General features: G+C 50.9%; 21 protein-coding genes. 12 read left to right on the forward strand and 9 right to left on the reverse strand.

Translation table 11 applies throughout. From position 1 onward, the window contains the following. The first annotated feature begins 128 nt into the window (after window positions 1–128). Entirely contained in the window at window positions 129–2,189 is a 2,061-nt protein-coding gene (locus MKY96_RS13975) for a methyl-accepting chemotaxis protein (RefSeq protein WP_340941120.1), read from the forward strand. A gap of 80 nt (window positions 2,190–2,269) precedes the next feature. On the opposite strand, the gene MKY96_RS13980 is transcribed toward MKY96_RS13975, so the two are convergent. After that, window positions 2,270–3,538, reverse strand: a complete 1,269-nt coding sequence (locus MKY96_RS13980; protein WP_340941122.1) for a hypothetical protein — start codon at window positions 3,536–3,538, stop codon at window positions 2,270–2,272. A gap of 204 nt (window positions 3,539–3,742) precedes the next feature. On the opposite strand from MKY96_RS13980, the gene MKY96_RS13985 reads away from it, so the two are divergent. Together MKY96_RS13985 and MKY96_RS13990 are read left to right on the forward strand one after the other, a co-directional pair. Further along, window positions 3,743–4,642: a formylglycine-generating enzyme family protein gene (locus MKY96_RS13985; protein WP_340941124.1), complete on the forward strand. Its 900-nt coding sequence runs from the start codon at window positions 3,743–3,745 to the stop codon at window positions 4,640–4,642. Window positions 4,643–4,679: 37 nt separating this feature from the next. After that, window positions 4,680–5,048 (forward strand): hypothetical protein, encoded by a 369-nt coding sequence (locus MKY96_RS13990; protein WP_340941126.1) that lies wholly within the window; start codon window positions 4,680–4,682, stop codon window positions 5,046–5,048. Window positions 5,049–5,157: 109 nt separating this feature from the next. Here the strand turns inward: MKY96_RS13990 and MKY96_RS13995 are convergent, their stop codons facing one another. Further along, on the reverse strand, window positions 5,158–5,358 hold the full coding sequence (locus MKY96_RS13995; protein ID WP_340941128.1) for a hypothetical protein: 201 nt from the start codon (window positions 5,356–5,358) through the stop codon (window positions 5,158–5,160). Between the two features lie 577 nt (window positions 5,359–5,935). Here MKY96_RS13995 and MKY96_RS14000 point away from each other — a divergent pair. The 5 genes from MKY96_RS14000 to MKY96_RS14020 all read left to right on the forward strand — a co-directional run bounded on the left by MKY96_RS14000 (window position 5,936) and on the right by MKY96_RS14020 (window position 13,074). Then, window positions 5,936–7,489 carry a response regulator gene (locus tag MKY96_RS14000; protein WP_340944559.1) on the forward strand — a complete coding sequence of 518 codons (1,554 nt, stop codon included), beginning with the start codon at window positions 5,936–5,938 and terminating at the stop codon, window positions 7,487–7,489. Between the two features lie 18 nt (window positions 7,490–7,507). Further along, window positions 7,508–9,250 (forward strand): sensor histidine kinase, encoded by a 1,743-nt coding sequence (locus MKY96_RS14005; protein ID WP_340941129.1) that lies wholly within the window; start codon window positions 7,508–7,510, stop codon window positions 9,248–9,250. A 119-nt stretch (window positions 9,251–9,369) separates the two neighbouring features. Further along, window positions 9,370–11,052 (forward strand): ABC transporter substrate-binding protein, encoded by a 1,683-nt coding sequence (locus tag MKY96_RS14010; protein ID WP_340941130.1) that lies wholly within the window; start codon window positions 9,370–9,372, stop codon window positions 11,050–11,052. Between the two features lie 118 nt (window positions 11,053–11,170). Further along, window positions 11,171–12,133 (forward strand): ABC transporter permease, encoded by a 963-nt coding sequence (locus MKY96_RS14015; RefSeq protein WP_051493410.1) that lies wholly within the window; start codon window positions 11,171–11,173, stop codon window positions 12,131–12,133. A gap of 17 nt (window positions 12,134–12,150) precedes the next feature. Then, window positions 12,151–13,074 (forward strand): carbohydrate ABC transporter permease, encoded by a 924-nt coding sequence (locus MKY96_RS14020; RefSeq protein WP_340941131.1) that lies wholly within the window; start codon window positions 12,151–12,153, stop codon window positions 13,072–13,074. A 108-nt stretch (window positions 13,075–13,182) separates the two neighbouring features. Here MKY96_RS14020 and MKY96_RS14025 read toward each other — a convergent pair whose 3' ends face one another. Further along, a complete protein-coding gene (locus tag MKY96_RS14025; protein ID WP_340941132.1) occupies window positions 13,183–14,679 on the reverse strand; it encodes a monooxygenase in 1,497 nt (498 codons plus the stop codon). A gap of 24 nt (window positions 14,680–14,703) precedes the next feature. After that, complete coding sequence (locus MKY96_RS14030; protein WP_340941133.1) at window positions 14,704–15,159, reverse strand: RidA family protein; 456 nt, start codon at window positions 15,157–15,159, stop codon at window positions 14,704–14,706. A 232-nt stretch (window positions 15,160–15,391) separates the two neighbouring features. Between MKY96_RS14030 and MKY96_RS14035 the strand changes: the two genes are divergently transcribed. Beyond that, window positions 15,392–15,871, forward strand: coding sequence for a MarR family transcriptional regulator (locus tag MKY96_RS14035; protein WP_340941135.1), 480 nt, complete (start codon window positions 15,392–15,394; stop codon window positions 15,869–15,871). Window positions 15,872–16,177: 306 nt separating this feature from the next. On the opposite strand, the gene MKY96_RS14040 is transcribed toward MKY96_RS14035, so the two are convergent. Continuing rightward, entirely contained in the window at window positions 16,178–18,103 is a 1,926-nt protein-coding gene (locus tag MKY96_RS14040; RefSeq protein WP_340941137.1) for a serine hydrolase domain-containing protein, read from the reverse strand. A 154-nt stretch (window positions 18,104–18,257) separates the two neighbouring features. Here MKY96_RS14040 and MKY96_RS14045 point away from each other — a divergent pair, with 154 nt between their 5' ends. After that, entirely contained in the window at window positions 18,258–18,788 is a 531-nt protein-coding gene (locus MKY96_RS14045) for a MepB family protein (RefSeq protein ID WP_340941138.1), read from the forward strand. Window positions 18,789–18,822: 34 nt separating this feature from the next. Beyond that, window positions 18,823–20,181, forward strand: a complete 1,359-nt coding sequence (locus MKY96_RS14050) for a cryptochrome/photolyase family protein (RefSeq protein WP_340941140.1) — start codon at window positions 18,823–18,825, stop codon at window positions 20,179–20,181. A 34-nt stretch (window positions 20,182–20,215) separates the two neighbouring features. Here the strand turns inward: MKY96_RS14050 and MKY96_RS14055 are convergent, their stop codons facing one another. From MKY96_RS14055 to MKY96_RS14070, 4 genes are all read right to left on the reverse strand, one after another. After that, window positions 20,216–20,854 (reverse strand): ABC-2 transporter permease, encoded by a 639-nt coding sequence (locus MKY96_RS14055; protein WP_340941141.1) that lies wholly within the window; start codon window positions 20,852–20,854, stop codon window positions 20,216–20,218. 1 nt (window position 20,855) lies between these two features. Next, window positions 20,856–21,719 (reverse strand): ABC transporter ATP-binding protein, encoded by an 864-nt coding sequence (locus tag MKY96_RS14060; RefSeq protein WP_340941144.1) that lies wholly within the window; start codon window positions 21,717–21,719, stop codon window positions 20,856–20,858. Further along, window positions 21,709–22,095, reverse strand: coding sequence for a GntR family transcriptional regulator (locus MKY96_RS14065; protein ID WP_340941146.1), 387 nt, complete (start codon window positions 22,093–22,095; stop codon window positions 21,709–21,711). The genes MKY96_RS14060 and MKY96_RS14065 overlap by 11 nt, the downstream gene beginning before the upstream one ends. Window positions 22,096–22,215: 120 nt before the next feature. Continuing rightward, complete coding sequence (locus MKY96_RS14070) at window positions 22,216–23,328, reverse strand: metallophosphoesterase (RefSeq protein ID WP_340941147.1); 1,113 nt, start codon at window positions 23,326–23,328, stop codon at window positions 22,216–22,218. 464 nt (window positions 23,329–23,792) lie between these two features. Here MKY96_RS14070 and MKY96_RS14075 point away from each other — a divergent pair, with 464 nt between their 5' ends. Continuing rightward, window positions 23,793–25,046, forward strand: a complete 1,254-nt coding sequence (locus MKY96_RS14075; RefSeq protein ID WP_340941148.1) for an MFS transporter — start codon at window positions 23,793–23,795, stop codon at window positions 25,044–25,046. Window positions 25,047–25,109: the final 63 nt, after the last annotated feature.

Here is a 25,109-nt window from a genome sequence, read left to right on the forward strand (position 1 = left end):
CCGGCTTGGAACCTTTTCCCAGCCGGTTTTTTCTGTGAAATAACATACTTCACTCTACAAGAATATCCGCCATATTCCGACATATTATTTAAGAGCTTTCGCTCTAATACATATCCGGGAGATGACCTATGTCACAGCTAATTCCAAAACGGCCAGTCCGCTCAACCAGCATTGCCAACACATTGGCCATTGTACTGCTAGTCATTATTCTTGTCGTCTTCTCGATCCTGGGTACCTTTTTCTATTCCAGCACCCGAAGCATTCTAGTAAGCCAGCAAGAGTCGATGCTGATGACCAAGACACAGGGAATTGTCAGCCAGTTCGATGCCCTGTTCAAGGAGAAGGGCTCACTGGTCAAACAAATGTCCACCAACTCGATTTTTCAAAAATATATTGAGAGCACTACAGCAGATCAAATCACCACTTCCCCCCACGCCGCAGAAGCACTCGCCACACTGGCAGACATTGTAAAGTCTGAGCCCTCCTTCGCAGATGCCTGGGTGGCCGGGTTATCCGGGAAGGGATATTTCCTCCAACATGACGGTCTGACCTCTAAATCGGACTTTGATATCCGCGCCCGCCCCTACTTCAAGCCTGTATCCGAATCCAAGGGTCTCTATTATTCTGAACCTTACGCCGACGTCATTAGTGGCAAAATGCTGATGGGCATTTTCTATCCGATTCTGAATGAGAGCAGCCAAATGATCGGCTTCATTGCCGCAGATATTGCCTTCGATGACATCCCGCAGATCATGCAGAGCTACTCCCTGGGAAGCACCGGGTTCTCCATTCTGGCTACCCGCTCTGGCGATATTCTCTACCACCCGGATGAAGCCAAGGTACTGAAGGAGAAAATTACAGAGAGTCCGGGCGATTTCGGAGCCATCGGTAAAAAAATGATTAACGGCGAATCCGGCGTATCGCTTATTGATGATAATGGTGACCCCCGTTATATCGGCTATGCCACCAGCAAGGATACCGGATGGTCTGTAGGCTTAACCATTACCCGGCAAGAGGCGCTTAGCGAGCTGACGGCCTTCACCCGGACAACCATTACCGGTTTTGCTGTCGCCGCTGTTGTCCTGGTGTTCATCTGTTATCTCACACTGCGCTACCTGTTACGCTCCATTCCAAAACTGCTGGCCGCTATCAAACGGATTGCAGACGGAGACCTGACGGTTCAGCTGAGTGACGCCTCCACGGGTGAGATCGGACAGATTGCTCATGGCATTGCGGGCATGGTCCAGAAGATTCAAGGCATGATTCAGGTCATCCATAATACGACTCAGGTGCTGGCCCAGTCCTCCCACAACCTGCAAGCCATCTCAACCAAAACCGCGATAACTATGAACGAAACGGCTACGGCCATCAATGAAATCGCAAATGCCACCAACTACCAGTCCGCTGAATCCGAGAGCATTCTCCACAAAACCGGTGCATTATCGGATCAAATTGACGAAATCACCAGTGAAGCCAAGGCTGTAGGAACCATGGTACAGACCTCTGCGCAGCTCAGCAGTTCAGGCCTTGACTTGGTGGAACAGCTCTCCAAAGCCGCAGAAGACAATCACAGATCCACACAGGCGATGTCATCCCTCATTGAGGATATTGATCTGAGCCGTCATGAGATATCGGGTATCGTAGGCACAGTGAATCAAATTGCCACCCAGACCAATCTGCTCGCTCTGAATGCTTCCATTGAAGCTGCCCGGGCAGGTGAACATGGCAGAGGTTTTGCCGTGGTGGCGGGTGAGGTGCGTAAGCTTGCCGAGCAGACGGCCCGGGCTACCGAGGAAATATACAAGAAGGTCAGCGCCATTGAGGAAAAAACAAACCTGTCCGTAGAACACACTACGCTTAACCTTACGATTGCTGAAGAGAACGCCAACTCCGTAGAGAATGCGAAGCAGCTCTTCTTCAGCCTGAACAGTGACCTCGAGGAGCTGAAGGTTCGGATGCTGCAGATCAGCAATAACACTTCGATTGTCCACAAGCATAAGGATGAAATCCTGCAGGCGATTGAGGTCATCTCTTCCACCACCGAGGAGAATTCCGCCTCCACCGAAGAGGTCAGCGCCAACACACAAGAGCAGCTTGGCAGTATTGAACAGGTCGCGGAATTATCCCGGGAGCTGAGCGTGATCTCCCTGAAGCTGGAGGAGGAGCTGCGGCAGTTCAAGCTGGAGTAGCGGAATATGCCAAAACAACGCCAAGCGGATCACCCGCTTGGCGTTGTTTTTATCATTCGGAGGCATATGCTCGGCTCGTGCTATTTTAACATATATTTGCTTATCGTCTTAGGCGCATAACTCCTTGAAATGTACAGCTCCCCGTCTCCCGCATAAATGTAATTATGCCCGGTTTCGTAGTCATGCCAGCTTGTGGAGAGATGATATTTGATCTGCAGGTTCGCCGGGTCAAGCACATAGAAATCTTCCTTCGCTATATCCCCCTCAAAGGTCTCAGGATCAATCACAGCCGGACGCTCCTGCCATTGGTACTGCTTCTCGACCGTAATCTCGCCCGATGGCGTTATCCGGCTGTACCATTCGCGGTCCCCGGCTTCACCGATCTGTTGTTTACCAAGCAATTGGTTGTCTTTGCTGTACAATTTGTAGACGTTGTCGCTCCGGATCAGATAGTTGTTGCCTGTCGTATCAATCCGATCCATCTTGTTCACAGGACGCACCCACTTCTTGGTGCCGTTAGCGTCATAGCCGAGTAGCAGCCAGGTATCCGCGCTGCTCATCTGGATCAGGAACGACCCTCCACGGAGCGGCTGCACCTGGAAATAGGGGTTGTTCACCGTTTTGGGAACAGTGTAGGTAGCCAGCGGTGTCGTCAGAGCGCCCAAGCTCCGGTATACGCTAACTTTATTTTTATCGTATTCAGTATGCACCACATACCCGTTTGGAAGCACTTCTAGCATCCCTGCGGTCCAGTTGCCGGTCAGCTTAAGCTTGCGTACCTGCTTCCCGTCCTGATTGTACTCGGTAATACCACGAGAAGCGACATTGCCGCTAACCAAGGTTAGAATCACAATATTTCCGTTATCCAGCACCACCGGCGAGTAGGACCCGGTTATGATTTTGGTCCATTTCCGTTTGCCGTTCGGATCAACAACGGTAAGATCATAGGGTTTGCCGCCCCACATTTTATAGAAATAGCTGTAGCCGTTACTGGCAGAATAAAAACGATGAGCAGTGAACGGCTTGTCGTTGGCCATGTCCGAATAGTCATATACCCAGTTGGCAGAACCGTTAATGCGGTCAATGGATGAGTACAGCATGCCGGAAGATTTCGTCTTGCCCGGTGACACCGTTACGGTCTTGACTAGCGGAATGAACATCCGCTGCTTGCTCTGTAAGGTGTCTATAGTGCCCCAGAAGCTAAGGCCATCCGGCAGCGTATAGCTCCATTCCGGCTTAGGGAGCTGTTCCATAACTTTTGCCGCCGATGAGCGCCCGGGAAGCAGTACCTGTGCCGCCAGTAATAGCGCAAAGCCTGCGGTGAAAAATTTCAAGCGTTTTGATTTCATACTTCCATCCCTCGTTGTCTATGTATTTGTGTTCCAATCTAAACTATTATATGAGCACACCAACCATAAGGACAGGTTATAAATGGATGCTATCTAACCAGTGTGTCCGGCCGCATTCCCGGCGCGTTTGCCAGTAACCCGGGCTGTCCATTACAATGACAGTAATCAGGCTGACAATGCCGATTCCCGGGAGGAGAGTATGACATGGAAGCATGGAACCGCGCCACATGGGGGCAATTAACGAACGAAGAGAAAAAGCACCGGATGCAGGAGGTGATTAAGCAGTTGCCCGCCGGCTTCATATGGCTGCGCCTCGAAAGGTTCGAACGTTACGGACAGTCCATAGAAACAGGTGTCTTCAGATATGAGGACAGTGAATATGTGTACGTACCGGGCGACACTTTGACCCTGGGCCGGGCGGATGCACATATGTATGCGGAGATGTCTCCTGTCCGCGAGGCTGTGATCGGACCAGTGCTTGTCCAGCGTCACCCTATTTCCGCAGGCTGGTATGAATATGCGGTTGAGGAGCTGGACCCTGAAGAAGACAGGGATATTCTCGAAGCTATAGAGGAGTTCCGTCAGGGTCCGCACACCAGCTATGAGTACTCCCAGTATTTCCGGCTGGAGCGGGACGGGGAACAGATCGTAGTGTTCCTGTTCGATGACAGCGAATCGTTCGAAGAATGGTACGAGTCGGAGCTGCCGGAGGGCTTCACCCTGCCGACTGAGGATGAATGGGAGTATCTGTACAGCGCAGGGGCACGGACACTGTTCCCGTGGGGTGAAGAGATTGACGAATCCATACGTCTTAGGCATGTATCCGGTTCTGCTGAGACCGGTAATTCAGGCCCCTACCCGCTTGAGCTGCCGAATGCGTTCGGTCTTCTCTTCCCCGGCGATCCTTACAAAAAGGAGCTGGTTCTCACACCGGACGGCATCACCGGCAAGGGCGGCGACGGCGGCTGCAATCTGCACGGCGGCCAGGGTGTCGCTCTCGGGTATCTCCCAACCGCGACCGCTTTCCGCGATCCTTATGAAGCCGAGCTGGATTGGCCGGATCTGATGGATTGCCTAGTCTACCGGCGTATAGTGAGACTTTAGACTGTCCATTCACACATTATTGAAGGAGACACAAGCAATGGAAATACAATTAAGCGGCATGTGCGGCAATTCACCAAAGAATAAGCTGGCTGAAGATTTAGCAGTCGCCCTTATCACTGGAGATACCAAGACATTAGGCCATCTGCTGACAGCCGATGCTGTTGTAGAACTTATAGGCAGCGAACGTTATCCGTTGTCTGCCGTTCACCAGGGATCAGCTTCAGTTCCTGAGCTCACTGCACTGAAGATTGAACACGCTATCTCTCACGGCAAAATCGCTGCTGTGAGCGGTAATTGGGTAACTCGCGGCGGGAATCGTTACGCCTTCAGCGATCACTATAGCTTCGCTACGACCAAAGGCACAGAGGTGGCCGCTGCCAGCTGTTACCGGATCAGGCTGCCCTGACATGAAGTTTATTTCAGCGAAAAGCCGCCCTTCCTTCGCATCAAGCGAAGCCGGGCGGCTTTTTTCATTGTATGATTTGGTAATAATACAGCTTCATAGGCTACCGGGTTCATACACCTTGTGATACAAGCTCGCGCTTAGCGGAAGCTGTTCCATCCAGGTCCGAATCCGGGCTCTTATCCAGTTCCTCCACACGTGCCACATGGAGTTCCTGCTCATTCTGATGAAGCTCCTTGACCATATTCCTGTAGATATGGGCTTCTTGACGGTCCAGCCCGTCACGATTCTCTTTCATGATCCAGGTTTCCACGGTTCGCTTGAGAATTTCGCCTTTTCGTTCCAACAGTTTCGTATAAGTCAACGTTTCTTCATTCCCTTCCTGAAGCTAGAGTTCATACGCCAGACAGAAGCTCTAAAGTCACATCCGGCGTAACGTCTACTATTATACGGGAAAGACCCGGCTCACCCAATGCGGAGCATCCGGGCTTACACAGGGTGAGGCATGCTGAGCGCAGAAGAGACATACTGAGCACGCAGAGTTCGTAAAAGTACGGATGGATGCTTCCATATGCGGCAGGATAGGAGTAGTCTAGGTCGCCCGTAAGTCGATATGTGTTCGGTTTTCCGCATACATTTGGCCCGCGCAACTCGCTTTGGCACATTGTGTTCTAAGCGCATAGCGGAAAATACAATACCCAAGAGCCTGTGTCTAACGATGCAGGCTCTTCATGTTAAGAGGATATTCCAGCAGATGCTAGAATAAAAAGTCGTTTCCACTCGAATTCTGTCAGGGAATTAGCTTATAATGATCACACTGCGACTTGACCGAGAATGGAACACGACTAAGCAATCCAGAATAACCCCAAGGAGGAAGTCCATTGTATAAGGTGCTGATTGTAGATGATGAAGTTTTTGTGCGGAAGGGCTTGATCCGGATTCTAAGCGAATGCTCGCCGCAATTCGAAATTTGCGGTGAGGCCGAGAACGGGGAGCAAGCGCTTACCCTGATTGAACAATTGAACCCGGAGCTGGTGATATGCGATATCCGTATGCCCGTGCTGGACGGGCTGGGACTGATCAAGAAAGTGAAGACGGACCTTGTGCAGGAGCCGATTTTTATTATTTTGAGCGGATATGCCGACTTCTCTTATGCCCAGCAAGCCTTCCGGTACAATGTGTCCGATTATATCCTCAAGCCGGTTGACGAACAGGAGCTTACAGTAGCCCTAGGCAAAATCGCCCATATGTTGAACAAGAAGCAGCTTCTCTCCATCACCCGTGAAAAGCCTCTGGTCGAGACGGTCATCGAAAGCCTGCTGCAGACAGAACCCGACGACCAGGTCATGGGGCGGATCGCCTACGCGCTGGAGCTTCCTCTCACCTCTTCCTATACGTATCTCATCGCAGAAATGCAGGATCAGCTCCCCGCCGGAGAAGTCGATTACCTGCCTGCACTGAAGGACTCATTGCTGCGTTACTTCCGGCAAGAGGCTCAGACCCTGCTCCTTCATGTACGCACGAATAATCAATACGGGGTGATCGTACCCGGCCACTGGATCGATGAACCCAATCCATCTCCGTGGGGAGACTACCGCACGATGCTGGATGCACTGGAACGGGAGGTTGGAACAAGCATTGCTTTGTTCGTTGGCCGGAAGGTAAGCCATCTCAAGCAGATTGCAGACTCCGGGGCCAGTGCCGAGCAATGTCTCCAGTACCGTTTTGCCGCCGGCTTCGAGGGCATATATATGGCGGACGAGCTGCTGGAGCTGCCCTTATACTATTTCGACATCGATGAAGGATTGCACAGTAAGCTGATTTACGAGGTCGAAGCCAATGACAACAAGGGTTACAGCTCAACTGTGGACGCTATTTTCACCATGTTCCAAGAGCGCTACTTCGCCCCCGGGGCGGTGACGAACACGATCCGGCGCAGCATGATTGCCATCATTAATATTATACGGCAGCTCGAAGGTGACGAGAATACGCTGCAATCGGTGCATGAGCTGCTGAACTGGCCGCTGAAATACCGCAATCTGAAGCAGCTGAAGCAGATATTCCAGCAGTTTATCGCCGAAGCCGCAGAATATATCGCAGAGAAGCGCGGCGGCAAGAGCGAAGGCAATATTGAGCGGATCAAAAAATATATCGACGGGCATTACCGTGAAAATATCTACCTCAAGGGTATTGCCGCCGATTTTGATATGAACCCGGTCTATCTTGGACAGTTATTCCGCAAAACCTACGGTGTGTATTTCAATGAATACCTGCTGTCCCTGAGGATTGAGGAGGCCAAACGCCTGCTGCGGCAAACCAAGAAGCGGATGTACGAAATCGCGGAGCTGGTCGGCTTCCAGAATGCGGATTATTTTGCCACCCAGTTTGAAAAGCTTGAGAATATGACGCCGACCGATTATCGCAATATGATGATTGGGCAGTAAATAAGGAGGCTCCCTGCCGTGTTCAACTTCCGTCTGAATCATATGAAGCTTAGAAGCAAGCTGATTGTCATCTACATTGTATGCGTGTTCATCCCGATCATCCTGACCAATGTAATGTTCTATCAGGTGACCACCGCCAATATCAAGAATCAGAAGACCGCGGATGCCGAGCAGGCGATGAATCTGCTGCAGGCTGAGCTGCGGACCGTGATTGAGGATGCAGCAGGCATATCCTACCTCTACTCTATTGACCGGCAGCTGATCCAGCATCTGAATACCACCTATGCTTCAACGGACCGCTATGTGGAGTCGCTGAATGCCATATCGAATCTGTTCAACCGGACCGACAAAGAGAACAAGGTGCTGAGCTCCTCGGTGATTATGACCGACAACCCAACCGTTCTGGCCTCAGCCCATATCATTAAGCTGGAGGACAGTATGCGCCAGCAGGACTGGTATAAGCAAATTAGCCAATTCAGTAACACCCACCCTCATCTCTATGTAACGCCCGACAGCATCAGCGTGATCCAGCGCCTTACCGACCGCAGGCTGGAGACCTACGAGCATGTGCTCAAAATCGACCTGAACATGAACTATATCCGGCAGATTCTGGATTTATCCAGCTTCAGCGGTGATTTCTATATTCTCGACCCGTCGGGCCAGGCCCGCTTCGGCCGTCTCTCCAGCGGTCAGCCCAGCGGGCTGATTACTGCGGCGCACACCCTGACCCCAACTGAGATTCCCAAGCCTAAGCAGGCCATTGTAATCGACAAAACTTACCAGAATAACCGCTATCTAAGCGGCTGGTCGATTTACGGCGTCCTGGATGAGACCCTTATTTTGTCTGACGTCAGACAATCCGGGCAATTTATCCTCTGGTTTGCCGGTATTAACTTCCTGGTTCCTACCATCGTAATTATGATTATGTCGCGTTCTATTCACACGCGTATTAAGAACATTCTGAGGCATATGAAGTCTGTAAAAGACAAAAACTTCGGACTCATCCCCTACCACCTGGAGCGGGATGAGATTGGCGAGCTTACCGTCGAGTTCAACCGGATGAGTAAACGCATTGAGAACCTGATCAATGATGTATATGTTGCAGAAATCCAGAAGAAGGAGCTTGAGCTCCGGCAACGGCAGGCTCAGCTGCATGCGCTGCACAGCCAGATCAACCCTCACTTCCTGTTCAATGCGCTGGAGACGATCCGGATGCGCAGTATGATGAAGGGCGAGACTCAGACGGCCCGGACGATTCAGAACATGGCGAAGATTTTCCGCAAATCAATCATGTGGAAGAGCAGCTTCGTTACGATCCGCGAGGAGCTTGAATTAATCGAGAGCTTCCTGGAGATTCAGAAATACCGCTTCGACAACAAGCTTGAATATCACATCGAGGTGGACCAGTCACTGCTCGACATTGAAATTCCGAAGATGGCCTTCCTTCCGTATGTGGAGAACGCCAGTATTCACGGGATTGAGAATATAGCCGGCATCGGGTATATCAACATTCAGATCGCCCAGGAGAACGGGCAGATTGTCTTCGTCATTGCAGATAACGGCGTAGGCATGGACCAGGCAAAAATCAGTGAGCTTATGCATTACCTGGAGGATGCGTCCGCCATGGGTGATTCGATCGGGATGAAGAATGTAATCACCAGACTGAGAATCACCTACGGGGATTCGTTCACCTTCTCCATCACGAGCGAGCCCGGAGCAGGAACCCGCATTTTGCTGCGTCTGCCCCTGGAGAATAAATAAATATAGGGTATACCTTAATTATTCAAAGACTGATCTAAGGTTTGCCCTGTAACAAAGTTAAACGCTTTCTTTTATAATGAGGATGTTCAATAGCACAAAGAAAAGAAAGGGGATATGAAATGCGTACAAAGAAATGGTTGCAAACCGGACTGGCTGTTGTTATGGCGTCCGCACTCCTCGTAGTTGGCTGCTCCAACGGCAACTCAGGGGAAAAGAACAGCGCGTCCGGCGGAGAAAACAGCGAAGTCAGCACAGAACCGGTAACATTCACTTACTTCGGCTTCGGGGCCAACAAGGATACCATGGCCAGTGATACCACCATCGGTAAGAAGCTTCAGGAACAGACAGGTGTAGACTGGAAAATGGAATACGTAGTTGGCGATGGAAGCACCAAGTCCGGTGTTATGATTGCCGGCGGCGACTATCCTGATGTCATCTCTCCAGTCGGCGAGCTGGCCAAGCTGCTCGATGCCGGTGCATACATTCCGCTTAATGATCTGATTGAGAAATATGGCCCTAACATCAAGCGTGTCTATGGCGACTACATGAACAAGATCAAGGATGAAGAAGGCAATATCTATATCCTTCCCTTCACTGCAAATGTAAACGGATACTTATCGCCGCCAGATCCAAGCAGCACCTTCTGGATGCAGAGACGCGTCCTTAAGGAATTCGGTTACCCGGAAGTGAAGACGCTTGACCAGTACTTTGACTTGATTGAGAAATACCAAGCTAAGTACCCTAAGGTGGATGGTAAAGACACCATCGGCTTCGCTACTTTCGCCGGTACAGCCGGTGAATTCTTCACCATCACCAACCAGCCCATGCATCTGGCCGGTTATCCGAATGAAGGCGGCGTCCTGGTGGACATGGAGTCTCATGAAGCCAAGCTGTATCAGGGAACCGAAGATGAGAAGCGCTGGCTGGCTAAATTGAACGAAATGAACGGCAAGGGTCTGGTTGACCCTGAGACGTTCACAGCGAACAAAGACCAGTATCTGGCGAAGCTGACCTCCGGCCGTGTACTCGGATATGTCAACTATTCCTGGCAGATTAACGACGCCACGAACAATCTGAGATCCGCCGGTAATGACGATCTGCGTTACGTTGCCCTTCCGATCGTATTTGACGAAGGCATTAAAGATGCTTATGTTGATCCTCCGTCCTTCGTGAACAACCGCGGGCTGGGTATCTCTGTCAGCGCAAAAGATCCGGTCCGCATCATCAAGTATTTTGACAACCTGCTGACCGATGAGAACCAGAAGCTTGTCGAGTGGGGCATTGAAGGCGAAACTTACACGAAGAACGCTGAAGGCCGTATGGTGATGAGCGAAGAACAGCTGACAAACCGCAACGACAATGATTTCAAACGTAAATTCGGCTTCGCATATTTCGATTATGAATGGCCGCGTTATGGCGACAATTCCGTGTATGATGACGGCAACGCCCACGTTCCGTTCAACCAGCCGGAAGTTGCAGCGATCAACTACACAGATGGCGACAAAACACTGCTGGAGAAATACAACCTGAAGACCTTCTCCGACTTCTATGCCGAGCCGGTAGAGCGTCCATGGTATCCTGCCTGGAGTATTGAGAAAGAACCTGGCTCCCCTGAGCAGCTCTTCAGCCAGAGAGCCGGCGATTTGCAGCAGAAGTACTATCCTCGTATGGTGCTTGCTGCCCCTGGCCAATTTGAAAAGGTCTGGAGTGAATACCTGGCCGAATACAACAAGCTCGATGCTAAGGGCTACGAAGAATTCATGACTAACAAGATCAAGGACCGCATCGACGGCAAATGGTAAGCATCCGCTTCCCAGATGCAGCATGATGAACCGGGAAAAGTGAAGCACAGCCTTCACTTTTCCCTTCTACACTTGTTAGCAAAGAGAGAATATGGAGCTTGGAAAGGGGACGGTACAGGTGGGAAAAACCGCTGTGCAGTTGGCAAAATCGAATAATACCGGTACTTCGCGCTTCAAAACCTTTTTTAAAGAGCTATCTAAACAAAAAATGCTGATGCTGATGTCATTGCCCTTTCTGTTATGGGTGATTATATTCAAATACCTCCCGCTATGGGGATGGACCATTGCTTTTCAGAAATTCAAGCCAGCCAAGGATCTGTTCGACCAGAAGTGGGTCGGCTGGGACAATTTCAAATTCCTGTTCCAGGAACAGCAATTCTATCGCGTCCTTCGTAATACTCTGGTTATGAGCTCCATTAACCTGGTTCTCGGATTTGTTACAGCCATCGTACTGGCCCTGCTGCTGAATGAGCTGCGCAATGTGTTCTTCAAACGCACCGTGCAGACGATCAGTTACCTGCCTTACTTCATTTCCTGGGTCGTAGCGGCCAATATTGTGCAAATGGCACTGGCACCGGAAGGGATCATCAATGTGCTGCTGGTCAAAGCGCAGCTTATTGATCATCCAATTCTGTGGCTGGGCGAAGGCAAGTACTTCTGGGGAATACTCGGGGTTACGGAAGTCTGGAAGAATGTCGGCTGGAATACCATCATCTATCTGGCAGCCATCACCTCCATCGACCCTTCTCAATATGAAGCGGCTGAGATTGACGGGGCATCCCGTCTGCAAAGAATGTTCTATATTACCCTGCCGGGTATCAAGCCGGTTATCGTTCTGATTCTGATCATGAACCTGGGCCATATTCTAGAGTCCGGCTTCGAGGCGCAGTACCTGTTAGGTAACGGGATGAACCTCGACTACTCGGAGAATTTGGATATCTTCGTACTGAAGTACGGGATGCAGATGAACAACTTCGGGCTTGCCACCGCAGCGGGTATGTTCAAGACGCTGGTCAGCTTCATCTTCTTGATCGCAGCCAATAATATCGCCAAGCGTATGGGCGAAAGCAGATTGTACTAGAAAGGAGGACACAAGTAATGGCTAAATCCAAAACCAATTCATACCGGAATTCATCGCTTGGTGACCGAATCTTCGATATATGCAATACGATCTTCATGATTCTCTTGGTTATTGTTACCCTCTATCCGTTCCTGAATATGTTTGCTCTATCGTTCAATGAAGCGAATGACTCTGTCCGCGGGGATATTTATATCTGGCCTCGTGAATGGACGCTGCGCAACTTCGAGTATGTATTCAGTGAATCCAACATCTTCTTTTCAACGTTTGTCTCTGCAGCACGGACGGTCATCGGTACTGTGGTCTCCGTATTCTGTACAGCGATGCTGGCCTATACGGTAAGCCGTCCGGAATATAAGCTGAAGAAGTTTGTGTCCGTCACATTTATTTTCACCATGTACTTCAGCGGTGGTCTGATTCCAGGCTACCTGCTGATCAAAGAGCTGAACATGCTGAACAGCTTCTGGGTCTATATCATTCCGGGCATCATCGGCGTTTTCAATATGATCGTCATCCGCTCCTTCATTGAGGCACTGCCTGAGGGACTGATGGAATCGGCCAAAATCGACGGCGCAGGCGACTTCATCACCTTCTCGCGCATTGTGCTTCCGCTGACCGTTCCGGCGCTGGCTACCGTCTCCCTGTTCGTAGCGGTCTATCAGTGGAATTCCTGGTTTGACGTCTTCCTGTACAACTCCTCCATGCCAAGCCTGAGTACGCTGCAATACGAGCTGATGAAGATGCTGTCAACATCCAACACCGCGATGTCCAGCTCCTCGGCAGCCGATGCCTTTGCGAACGCGCAGGGCAACAAAGCGACCGTTACACCGACCTCAATCCGTGCCACGATGACTATCGTAGCGAGTGTGCCGATTATCATCGTCTATCCGTTCCTGCAGAAGTATTTCGTCAAAGGGATGGTTGTCGGCGGGGTCAAAGGCTAAGTCTTACGGGCCAAATAATACCGTTAACACAAACAAGCGATCCACCAGGGCTGTCGGCCTCTGGAGGGTCGCTTGTTTTCGAATCAGTTACGCACCTCGAACGAATTACTACACGGTACTGTCTCCGCACCAGCGAGTGATTCCTTCATTTATGCTTTGTATTGGATTTGGAACGGATAGAGGAATCGCCCAGGCAATATGCCCATCCGGCCGAATAAGCGCCGTGTGGACGTCGTTCCAATCCTCGTCAGCCTCAGCCAAAGAGGCATGTACAACTTGAAGGTTGCTATACGTTTCCCATTGACCGCTATTCTGTTCATTAGAATGAAAATGCAGCAGAAGAAAAGTACCTTTGTGTAGTAACGGATAGGCGTTAATCAATGGCCCGCCTTTCAGCTTTAAGCTTAGATCCTTGAAACGTTTCCCATTTAAAGGATGGGGAGGCGCTTCGGCGTCTGGATCATAATGTACATCCATTGCGGAAACTTGTGCGGCGATTTGATAATTAGCCTCCGGTATTTGAATCAGTTTAGCTAACATGCTTCGAAGTTCCGTGATAGGGGGAGTCACGTCCAGAAGCAGGGTTTGGACCTCGGTATTCCGGAGCAAGGCCGTATTCCATGGAAAGCGCTCGGCATGATAACTGTCCAATAGCCAGTCCGGAGCCCAGCCTTTGATTGCTCCTGCAAGCTTCCAGCCTAAGTTCATCGCTTCTTGTAAGCCGACGTTCATTCCCTGTCCACCAGCGGGAAAATGAATGTGCGCCGAATCTCCCGCCAAGAACAATCGACCATTCCGATAGCGTCCTGCTTGCCGCGTCGCATTTCCGAAACGGGACATCCATTTCACATCGTTCAATCCCAGGTCGCTTCCGGTCGTACGGATGAGCGATGAACGAAACTCTTCCAATGTAACGGGCTCATCCTTAGAGATGTTACGTCTCTCCATATCGATCATCAAGACCCGATACATATGATCATTGATCGGCATGATACTGACCAATCCTTGTTCTGTAATCCGGGATATGACACTCATAGGAGCCAAATCAGATAGAACGGCATCCCCCAGAATCGCCGTGAAGGTCGCATCTGTACCTTCATATGATATATTTGCATGCTTGCGAACCAAACTTCTGGCTCCATCCGTACCTACCACATAAGCTGATCTTAACGTTGTTTCTCCATGAGGTCCTGCGATTTTAACGTCAACCCCATCCTCGTCCTGGTTTACAGATAAAGCCTCAACCTCTCTCCAGACCTCTGCGCCAAGGCTAAGCGCCCATTCCTCCAACACCTTCTCCGTCTCACTCTGCGGTAAAAAGAGAGTGTGATTGGAAGAAGAATCCAACACCGTGAAATCCAAAGGAGTTTCTAATCCGGCGAAATGCCCTCTCGAAAGTAAGCGGCCTTGACTGATTAAATGTGATTTCACTCCACGCATATCTATTATTTCAAGAGTTCGAGGATGTACGGTAAGCGCACGTGAATAAGGGGTTGTCTCTTTTAATCGCTCAATGACGCAGACCTTTACACCGGCTAATGCCAATTCCCCGGCCAGCATCATGCCGACAGGCCCGCCACCGATCAGGATGACTTCATATTTCATATCAAAACCCTCTTTTCTTAAACATTATGGGAAGATCACGATAGCGTCTATTTCGATAAGCCATTCAGGATCGGCTAGTGCTTGAACGCCTATATAGGTACTTGCTGTTTTCGGCCAGTTAGGGCCAAACACATGAAAACCTGCCTGAAAAATAATCGAAATCAATTCCGGGTTGTGGTTTACAACAAAAATATTCATTTTTACAATGTACAAGGGATCTGCTCGCACGGCTTCCAATGCATACTTAAGGTTGGTGAACACTTGAATCGCTTGCGCATAATAGTCCCCTGAACCAACCAATGATCCTGTTTCATCTACAGAAACCTGACCTGAGATGAAGGCCAATTTGGAAGCAGTAGTTACCACGACATGAGAAATTACAGATGTAACCTTATCCGTCAAGGTCTTCGGATTTGCGATTTCCATAGGCAGGTACGCTCCATTTCCATATTTATAAATTTCCTCTTGAAAAGTGGACAAGTACTTCCGGCAAACCTCCTTCATCAATTATTGTTTCGTTAGAACCTTTTATATTGCCTGTTAAAACAAGTGTGATAAAAATTATATACAATTTTAGTTTCATACGAAACAATATCATTCTACTTGTTTACTCTTTACCATGTCAACCCCAATCCCAATATGGGTATGCCCGTATGTTTCTCAGAGAACAATCTATGCTATAATAAAACAAATAAGTCGAGGAGCCAGCATAATGATGGATACTGCCAGTAAAAACAAAACTGCCATTCATGAATTTTTCGTTCAGTTTCTTGAGCATAAAGAGCAATATGAAACCCGAATAACTGCCACATACCTGAAGGATATCCGGAAGCATATTGAATCAGAATTCAGCTTGAATATGACGGAACTGCACACGATTGCGTGCATCGGAGAGCAGGAGCCGATCAATCTCACTTCCATCGCGGAGAGAATCAATTTAAGTAAAGGAAATACCTCCAAGATCGCAAATAAATTACTAAAGGCAGGTTGGGTGCGAAAAGCCCAGTTCAACGACAACAAAAGGGAAGTGTATTTTCGGCTAACGCCTATCGGCAAAAAGCTATTTGCTGCTCATGAGGGGCTTCATGCGAAGGAAAAGCAAAGAATGTACGAATTTTTGGAAAGATATAACGAAAGCGAGCTCGAATTTATTAAACGGCTGTTTGGAGATATGGTGGACTTCTATCGCTAACGAACCCAATAAATTGTACATAGGTTAGACATCAATAATAATTGGGGATACAGTTCAAGTGAGAGGCTGCTTAGCCCTATTGCAGAAATGAGAACGGCTACGCCATCCTCTTAAGGACAGCGTAGCCATTTATACAGAAAATGAAAGGTATTCTGTCCATCGCCACGAACAGATGATTGTCGCACACGTGGGATGTAATAAGTAATTCTATAGTAGCAGGCAAGTGGAAAAACGTACGCCCGCTCTCCCCCGCACCCTGGCCTCTTTCCCCTCAGAGCTGCCGCTTCTCAGCCTGTCCTCTGCGACTTAACTGTAAAATTCCCAGAATACCAGCTGGGCCAGCAGAATTGCCATCATCACCATGGGCACGATGGCCGGCCAATGGTTACGGGCCGGTGAGACAGACGGGGACCGGCGCTTCATCAAGGTTATAAACAGCGCAGCGATAAGCAGTGCAGCCAGTCCGGTTAGCGCAATATTCACTATAATCTGCGGATACACCTCCGCATAGGCACGTTCATTGTTGCCAAGCATCCGTAAGGCCAGCACCAGATTGTTCACCACCAGACCGGTACCGGTTAAGGTCAGTCCGGCCGTCAGCTTCCGGTTGGAGGATCGGGGTGCATGACGGTTACGATGTGCTCTCCTTTTGCCCATAAGCATCTGTACCAGCCACACAAACGGAGCGATTACAAAATAGACGATCGCCAGCGCCGCAAGTGCTGCACTGATCAGCAATACAGGCATGGACCGGACCGGAGACAGCGGCAGATAATCGGAGGTGTACACCGAGACAGACGCTACCTTCCCTTCTTTCATTGTGGCATACAGCATCGGCCAGGCATCCAGTCCTGAATCCCCACCCGTCTTCTCATAGAGGTAAGGCTGAACCTGCTGATAGCTTCCGCTCATCCCGGCAAGTGACACCTTAAGCTGATCTGCTCCCTGAGGCTCAAGCTTCATCATCGTCAGATATGGGAACAGCTTCATGAAGCCATGACCGGGACGGCGAGCCGCGACGAATCGGCCTTCCACCTCTGACACGTCTGGCAGAACGGCTGCCTCCGTCTGCGCTCGTTGTCCCACAACTGCTTTGGTCAGACCATGAACAATGTGGGATTCGCCCGCCTGATTCGTCATGACGACAACTGCAAACCGGTCTTCAGGCACAAGCATAAGGTTGGTGGCAAAAGCAATCGTGTTCCCGCCATGTCCCAGCGTCCGGTGTGCCCCGGGATACTCCCAGAACCCGTGGGCGATGCCAGGCATGCCTTCCGCAGCGGAATGACTCCGGGTCAGCATCGTATCCAGCGTTCCTGACTTCTGAAACAGCGGAGATTGCTCTCCGGCTGCAGGCATGAGGGCCATGGCAAATTTGGCGAGATCCTCCGCAGTCCCGTTATTGCCGCCATTAGGGTACATAGACATATAATTCCACGGGCCTTGCTTGAAGGAGCCTGTTCCGGCGAAGAAATACCCTTTGGCCTTGTGCTTCAGCAGCTCCGGGCGGTCCTCCACCACGGAATACGCCATGGAATGCTTCATGCCCAGCGGCTCAAAAATATGCTCCTGGACATATTCATGATAAGGCTGCCCGCTGATTCTCTCTACAATGTAGGCAGCCAGGGAGTTGCCATAGTTAGAATAAGCGACTACCTCCCCCGGTCTGTAGATCTGTGCCGGCTGAGCCAGCTTCAGTCCCTCTTCCAGCGACCGCACTTCCTCAGGCGACTGGTAGGCCATATCGAACATATACTCTTCAAATCCGGCATTGTGGTTCATCAGATGCAGCATGGTGATCGGCTCGTCATACTCCAGCTTGGTCAGGAAATGCTCCGGCAAAAGCTTACGGATATCTTCATTCAGATCCAGTTTGCCCTGCTCAGCCAGCTGCATTACGGATGTCCATACGGCGAGCTTGCTGATAGAGCCCCATTCCATGACCGTATCCGGGGAGACGGGGATCTGCTGTTCCACGTCGGCGTAGCCGTACCCCTTGGACAGCACGACCTGTCCATCCTTCACCATCACAACGGACGCGCCTACGGTCTGCTTTCCTATGTACTCTTTTACATAATCATCTGCAAAAGCTTCCAAACCGGTCAGCGGTATACCGGACGGGGTAACTCCCCCTGCTTCTACGCTGCCTTGCTCAGCCGCAAATGCTGTAATGCTGCCCGATAGCAGCAGTAATGCCAATAGCAGAACTGTAAATCCTTTTTTCAACAACAAATATAATCTCTCCTTTAGTCGAGTAAAATCCTGCAGTCCCCCTATTCTAACAAAAAACCTCTGCGATTACCGGAAAATTTCCTTTCGGGCGATTTCACTGATAGTATCTTTAGGAGAAGCAACATGATTATCTTCATGGAAGAAGGGCCAGTGCATGAATAAATTCCACACCACATTAGCTTATATTAATGAAACATTGTACGCACCAGCCGGCTTCATTGCCGATTCCATACGTGAAGAACCGCAGAATGCCGAATATGGAGCCGGTACATTCCAGCTGGGTGCCCTGTCGGTCCGGTTTCGGGTTGCCAAAATCACCCCCACGAAGACCGGTCAATTTGTCGCAATGTGGGAAAAAAATGCCGAGCGTAAAAACCAGGCCTTCACCTATGCCGATGCCCCTGATTTGTTGGTCATTAACACCTTCCATCCCGTTAGCGGGGAGCTTGGACAGTTTGTCTTTCCGAAGGACCTGCTGAAAAAACATGGTGTGCTGGCAACCGATAATGCACCGGGGAAAATGGCGATACGGATATATCCAGCCTGGGATACCGTGACCAATAAGCAGGCTGTAGCTACTCAGACATGGCAGCTCCCTTATTTCGGAATAGTTGATCCGATGAACCATCACCATATGCAGGTGTTGACCCGGTTGTATCTGCCAGAACTACCGTTTACAATTTAAGAGATGGCATCTGCATCTGAAAGGAACTACAGCTATGATTCTATTTATACACCGCAAGGACCTGCGGACTTCTGATCTGCCAGCCTTCGACGCTATAGCTGCGGCGCAGGAAGACTCGCTGCATGTATTAATAATGGAGCCGTTTCTGCTAAGGAATAAGCGTTATCTGGAGCATAGCGGACAGAATTTCCTTCAGCATGTTGCCCGGCTTCAGCAGGAATATGCGAAAGAAGGCAAGCTGCTCCATCTCCTGTATGGGGAGCCGGAGGTGATCCTCCGGCGGCTGGCACAGCTCCACCCTGTTCAGGAGGTCAGCCTACATGCGGACTATACCCCTTATGCCCTTAAGCGCGACCAGCTGCTGCAGGACACCGCCAATGCGCTGAACCTCCGGTTCCATGCCCGGCATGACAGCATGCTCTGTGATCTGGAAGCATTCATGGGCTGGTGCGGCCGGAGTGAGCCGTTCAAGGTGTTTACTCCCTTCTACCGCCGCTGGCGTACTTTTCTAGCGCAGCGGTTCCAGCCGCCTTACTCTGCCGGGCTAAGCCGTCTGCGAACCGTTGATCTTCACCCGCAGCTCGCGGACGCCTTCCGGCTTCCCGAAGAGATTACCCGGGAGCTTACAGCGCTGGCTCCCGCTGCAGAGCAGATGAACCCGGATCATGTGCTCGAGAGTTTCCTGCATGCGGATCTGCAGGATTACAAGGTCAACCGCGATCATTACGCGCAAGAACGGACCAGCCGGATCAGCAGACATTTGAATACGGGAGCGATCTCGGCACGGACCCTATACAGCAGGCTTACTGAAGAAGAGGATATCGGCGAAGACTGGCTGAGACAATTAGCCTGGAGGGATTTCTATCTGGGTCAGGCACGGCTGGACAAGGATTTTTTCACCTATGAGAATGTATATGATCTCTCTGCGCTAGGGACCGGGCACTTCGAGGCCTGGGCTCAGGGCAAGACCGGCATTCCGGTCATCGATGCTGCCATGCGCCAACTGAATGAGACCGGCTGGATGCCTAATCGGCTGCGGATGATAACGGCCATGTTCCTGACGAAGAATCTGGGCTGTCCCTTCATCTATGGCGAGCGTTATTTCCGGCTGAAGCTAAGCGATTACGACAACGCCCAGAACCGTGGCGGCTGGCTATGGAGCTCTTCGCTCGGCTTCGATGCCTCTCCCTATTTCCGGGTGATGAATCCGGTCACCCAATCCCAGACCCATGATCCGGGCGGCAGCTATATCCGTACCTGGCTGCCGGAACGCGCGGACTGGTCTGACAAAGACATTCACCTCCCCGATGAAGATGCCATAGTAGATCTGAAGCGGTCCCGGGCTTTCGCTATAGAAGTTTATAAGGGGATTATGCAGAGCCGGCAAGGCTGATAGTCTACCGATCGCAATCTGATTCCGGTGATCATCAGAATTCTTTATTCCGATGAATCCGCACGGCAATCAGATAGGAGACCGCGAACAGGAGAACAGCAAGGATCAGGGTGGCATACCCGGTCTCAGGACCATTAAAGTTCACATCGTCCATATACAGGTTCAGCAGCATCCACACCAGGAAACGAAGGCCCACCGATAGACCTGCCGAAATCATCACCATCTGCTCGCTTTTTTCCACACCGAATTTAAGAATGACCGGATAATAGATCGCCAGGGTGGAGATAGATAAAGATAAACCGAAGGTATACCCGGTGGACAGGTTCAAATGTGCTATGTCTCCCTTGCTTACATAGGTTAATGCCAGAGTAACCAGACTTACAGCGGTGCCCATGAGGATTAACATCAGGAAGGACAGGTACTTCGCATGGATGACCGTTCTCCTTCTGATCGGCATGGTGAGTTCAAACCGGTTCCATTTAGAAGCCTCATCCATCTGCAGGGAGGCCCCGATGCTCAACACAAAAATCCAAATCTGCACCGCGATGACTGCATTCAGTACACTGTGATCCACCCCGGCAAAGGAAACCAGCGACAGAAGCAGCGCAATGCCGAGGGAGGATTTGATGTTATTTTGCAGTGAGTAATAATTATTTAACAGCAGCCCGTGCATATTATTTCTCCCCCTTTACGAGCAGCAGCAGAATCTCATCAATGGATACCTGATCTACCGTAATCCCGCTGTATTGTTGCCCGAAGCCTCTTCTGTCCTTCACCAGCACGTCGGTCTGATGCTCCTTCACCCGGTAAGCCAGCCTGTCACCTTCAGCAATACGCCGGAACTGGTCGCTGGTGCAGCGGGCCACACCGTAGTCATAGATCAGCTCATCTTTCACTGCTGTCAGAATAATTTTCCCCTGATGTATGAAGGTGATGTGATCGGCAATTTTCTCAAGGTCGCTTGTGATATGGGAGGACATCAGTATAGCGTGGCGCTCATCCTCTACGAACTCCAGGAACACCTCCAGTATTTCTTCTCTGGTCACAGGGTCCAGGCCTGAGGTCGCTTCATCGAGGATCAGCAGCTTAGGATGATGCGACATGGCGGCGGCTATGGCAAGCTTCATCGTCATGCCCCGGGAGAATTCCTTGATCTTCCTATTCATGGGCAGGGCGAACTTGTCCGTAAGCCTCACATAGAGCTCCTGATCCCATTGCCGGTAGATTCCGCGCATTACCTTAGCAAGCTTGCCGGGGGTCAATATCGCCGAGAAATTAGCTGAATCAAGCACCACCCCGATGTCTTCGCGTAATGCAGTATCCCTATCCGTCATCTCCTGGCCTAACAGCCGGATCGTCCCGCTGTCTCTATGAACCGTGTTCAGAATAGACTTGATGGTTGTCGTCTTCCCTGCTCCATTCTCACCCACGAACCCCATAATGGTCCCGCTGGGAATTGCTAATGATACATTGTCCAGCATAAAGCCGGAGTCGGCATAGGACTTGGTCAGTCCGGTGATTTCCAAACTAAGATTCATGATTACCCTCCGTATAAAAGACAGTCAGCATGTCCACCATCTTTTCCAGTTTGATTCCGCTTGCGCGGGCGATCTCGGCCGCTGTGATCAGATGCTCCTCCACTTGCTTCTGCTGCTCTTCCTGAAACAGGGCCTGGCTCACGGCGGAAACGAAGCTCCCCCGGCCCACCGTAGTCTCAATGAAGCCGTCGCGCTGTAAATCCTCATACGCCTTCTGTACGGTGATGACACTGACTTGAATGGATTTGGCCAAGGCACGCATCGAAGGTATGGGATCTCCTGCCTGAAGCTCTCCGCTCATAATCTTGCCTTTGATCTGCGAGGTGATCTGCTCATAAATGGGCTTGTTCCTGTTACTACTGATGATGATCTCCACACGCTGCCTCCTTGCGTGAACAGTGTACTTATTGTACCAGTACAATATAGCTGATCTACAGGTATTTGTAAATCTTTATCCAAAAAAAGAGCTAACCCATCTCGGGTCAGCCCTGTCAACTTACTGGTCTGCGTTAGAAAACTGCACTTGAATGGACACGATCTCTGAGCGCGACCCGATGCGGATCGGCGGACCCCAGAAGCCAAAGCCTGAAGACACGATGGTATGAAGCTGCCCCTTCTGCAGATAGCCCCAGTCATTCTCGAACACTCTGGAGGTGATCAGATTGGCCGGCGCGATCTGCCCGCGGTGGGTATGGCCGGAGACCATCAGATCCACACCCTGCTCCTGAGCAATCCCGAACTCCACCGGCTGATGCTCCAGCATGAACACCGGCTTGGAATGATCTATGTCCTTGGTCAGATCAGCCAGCTTGGCCCGCTCCTTATCGCTGTAGTCCTTCCGTCCAATCAGCGTCAGCCAGCCGCCCACCTCGACGTCTTCATCATAGAGCACCTGCATCCCGCTCTCCTTCAGCAGGCTGATGATCTCCTCCGTCCCGCCCTTGAACCGGTCATGATTCCCCAGGGAAGCATACACTCCGAGCGGAGCTTCAAGCTTCGCCAGCACAGCGCCGAGTCCCTTCTCCTTATACGGCCTGACATCATCATCCACGATATCGCCCGGGAGCAGTATCAGATCGGGGTGCAAGGCGTTAATCTCCTGTACCATCCGCTCCGCATGGCGTTTGCCGGATAAATAACCGAAATGCATATCCGAAGCCATCACGATATGAAGCTTACCGCTGGCCGGACCCGGCTTGTCAATCTGTACCTCGTAGGAACGCACAACCGGGCTGTATGCATTATAGCTTCCATACCCGAGCAGGCTCACCAGCGCCACCAGCGTTAGAATACCGGACCATTTCTGAACGGCCCGGCGTGGCAGCCTGACCAGCTTCGCGAGCCAGACCGTAAGGTGCACTAGCGGCAGCAGCATGAGCAGCAGGCTGAATACGGCCAGCCAGTAACTGCCAATGACGCTTAAGACCGCTGACCCCGCCACCACTCTGGAGAGGATCAGCGAGCTGGCCAGGAAGATCAGCGCAATGATGTAGAACAGCCGGAACCGTCCGGAGACGACCGGCTTGATCCAGCCCCAGCCGCTCCAGCCAATATAGAAGACAATTAATGCGTATAAAGCAATGAATACTAGCCCAATGATGATAAACATGTTAACCACCTTATCTAATTTTCGGATAACATATTATCTCATGGCAACTTGGTCTTTTCCACTATAGGGATAGCCGGGCTTATTTAAGCTTATCCGCCTCTGCCTCTGCTGACAGCTTCAGCGTCGATGGCATGCTCCGAGAAGGTAACTTCCACCTGCACTGCACCTTTTTTCCCGTCCGCAGATCCTGTATAGGGTCCGACACCAACAGCATAACCGACAGCATCTTCTTTACATTCTTTTTCCTCATTTGTACTCCTTCTTGGAACTATTTTTGTTAATATATAAAGGTCGCGATACACCACTCTACTTCAGAATCCACTATACATTCAGATAGGATGATCACCCATGACTATTGCACAGCTTCAACGCGCGGTCGCCATACAAACAATTCCAATATAGAAAGCATCTATTCCATTATGGAAAATAACCTGACCTGAAACGGTTCCCTGGAGGATTTCATCATGGCAAAACCTTTCTTTCCGCGGCTGGAGGGAAACAGCCGGGGCTGCTTGACCTTTGAGCCTTTTTTCCTGATTCCCTACAGCATGTTCTCTACCTATGCCACCCTGTACATGTATGAGCTTGGATTGACCGAGGTGAACATCGGGTGGATAACGACCATCGGACTCATCGTACAGGTATTCTCCTCTTTGCTCAGCGGTTATTTGACGGACCGGCTGGGACGCAAGCGGGCTATTCTGTATTTTGACCTGCTTAGCTGGAGCCTTGCCACCTTGTTATGGGCCTTCTCCCAGAACCTGTGGTTTTTCGCCGCAGCTGCAGTGATTAACGGCTTCCAGCGTGTGCCGCATATCGCCTTTTACTGCCTGATTGTTGAAGATACCCGGCCCGCTGACCGGACCTATGTATTCACATTGCTGCAGATCATCGGGGTGATCGGAGGCCTGTTCGCACCGCTGGGCGGTCTGCTTGTCCACCAGTATGGAATGGTCACGGGCATGAGGATCATGTACGTGCTGGCCTTCCTCTTCATGACCTTCCAGTTCGTGGGCCGTCATCTGACTACCCGGGAGACCGAGGCAGGCATCCGCAAAAGGCAGGAGACCCGGGAGCTTGGCCTTAGAGAGAGTATGATTGAATACGGCGGCGCCTTCCGTGATCTGGGGGCTGAGCGCAATCTGCTGCTGATCTTCGGCGTATACATTCTGTTCAACTTCCAGGCTACGCTGAAAAGCACCTACCTGTACCTGTATCTGGCAGATTACATCCATCTGGACAGCGGCATCCTGTCTATGTTCCCGGCGGTATCCTCTGTCATCATGCTGCTGACCCTGTGGCTCTTGATGCCCAGAATCCCGGATCAGAGCGCAAGCCGCGCCATGATGGCAGGCTTCGGCTTATCTGCTCTGTCGAATGCCATGCTGGTTGTCTACCCGTCAGCGAGCTTTGTCTGGATCGGGCTGAGCACCATCCTGGCCGCCGTAGGCCTGATGATCAGCTCTCCTTATCTGGAGGCAGCCGTGCAGAATGCCATTGAGGATGAGAAGCGGGCCAAGGTCTTCTCCATGCTGTCAGTCCTGATCCTGGTCTTCACCGCACCTGCGGGCATTATCGGAGGCTGGGCATACAAGCTCGACCCGCGAATTCCGCTGTGGCTGGTAACCGCAGCGTTCGTCGCCTCGTATCTGCTGCTGCACCTGTACCGCAGACGGACGGCGTACAAAGACACTATTCCGCAGCAAGCTCAGCAGTAAGCAAACAGGGATGCCCCTCGGACCCATTACGGCCGTTGAGCATCCCTGTTTGTGCTTTTATAC

Origin of the sequence: Paenibacillus sp. FSL R7-0302 (assembly GCF_038006885.1) — a bacterium.
Lineage (GTDB): Bacteria > Bacillota > Bacilli > Paenibacillales > Paenibacillaceae > Paenibacillus_AQ.

Bases quoted from the DNA above. Each gene is read 5' to 3' on its own strand.
- MKY96_RS13975 (WP_340941120.1), top strand. From the start codon at position 129: ATGTCACAGCTAATTCCAAAACGGCCAGTCCGCTCAACCAGCATTGCC.
- MKY96_RS13980 (WP_340941122.1), bottom strand. From the start codon at position 3,538: ATGAAATCAAAACGCTTGAAATTTTTCACCGCAGGCTTTGCGCTATTA.
- MKY96_RS13985 (WP_340941124.1), top strand. From the start codon at position 3,743: ATGGAAGCATGGAACCGCGCCACATGGGGGCAATTAACGAACGAAGAG.
- MKY96_RS13990 (WP_340941126.1), top strand. From the start codon at position 4,680: ATGGAAATACAATTAAGCGGCATGTGCGGCAATTCACCAAAGAATAAG.
- MKY96_RS14010 (WP_340941130.1), top strand. From the start codon at position 9,370: ATGCGTACAAAGAAATGGTTGCAAACCGGACTGGCTGTTGTTATGGCG.
- MKY96_RS14020 (WP_340941131.1), top strand. From the start codon at position 12,151: ATGGCTAAATCCAAAACCAATTCATACCGGAATTCATCGCTTGGTGAC.
- MKY96_RS14025 (WP_340941132.1), bottom strand. From the start codon at position 14,679: ATGAAATATGAAGTCATCCTGATCGGTGGCGGGCCTGTCGGCATGATG.
- MKY96_RS14035 (WP_340941135.1), top strand. From the start codon at position 15,392: ATGATGGATACTGCCAGTAAAAACAAAACTGCCATTCATGAATTTTTC.
- MKY96_RS14045 (WP_340941138.1), top strand. From the start codon at position 18,258: ATGAATAAATTCCACACCACATTAGCTTATATTAATGAAACATTGTAC.
- MKY96_RS14050 (WP_340941140.1), top strand. From the start codon at position 18,823: ATGATTCTATTTATACACCGCAAGGACCTGCGGACTTCTGATCTGCCA.
- MKY96_RS14055 (WP_340941141.1), bottom strand. From the start codon at position 20,854: ATGCACGGGCTGCTGTTAAATAATTATTACTCACTGCAAAATAACATC.
- MKY96_RS14060 (WP_340941144.1), bottom strand. From the start codon at position 21,719: ATGAATCTTAGTTTGGAAATCACCGGACTGACCAAGTCCTATGCCGAC.
- MKY96_RS14070 (WP_340941147.1), bottom strand. From the start codon at position 23,328: ATGTTTATCATCATTGGGCTAGTATTCATTGCTTTATACGCATTAATT.
- MKY96_RS14075 (WP_340941148.1), top strand. From the start codon at position 23,793: ATGGCAAAACCTTTCTTTCCGCGGCTGGAGGGAAACAGCCGGGGCTGC.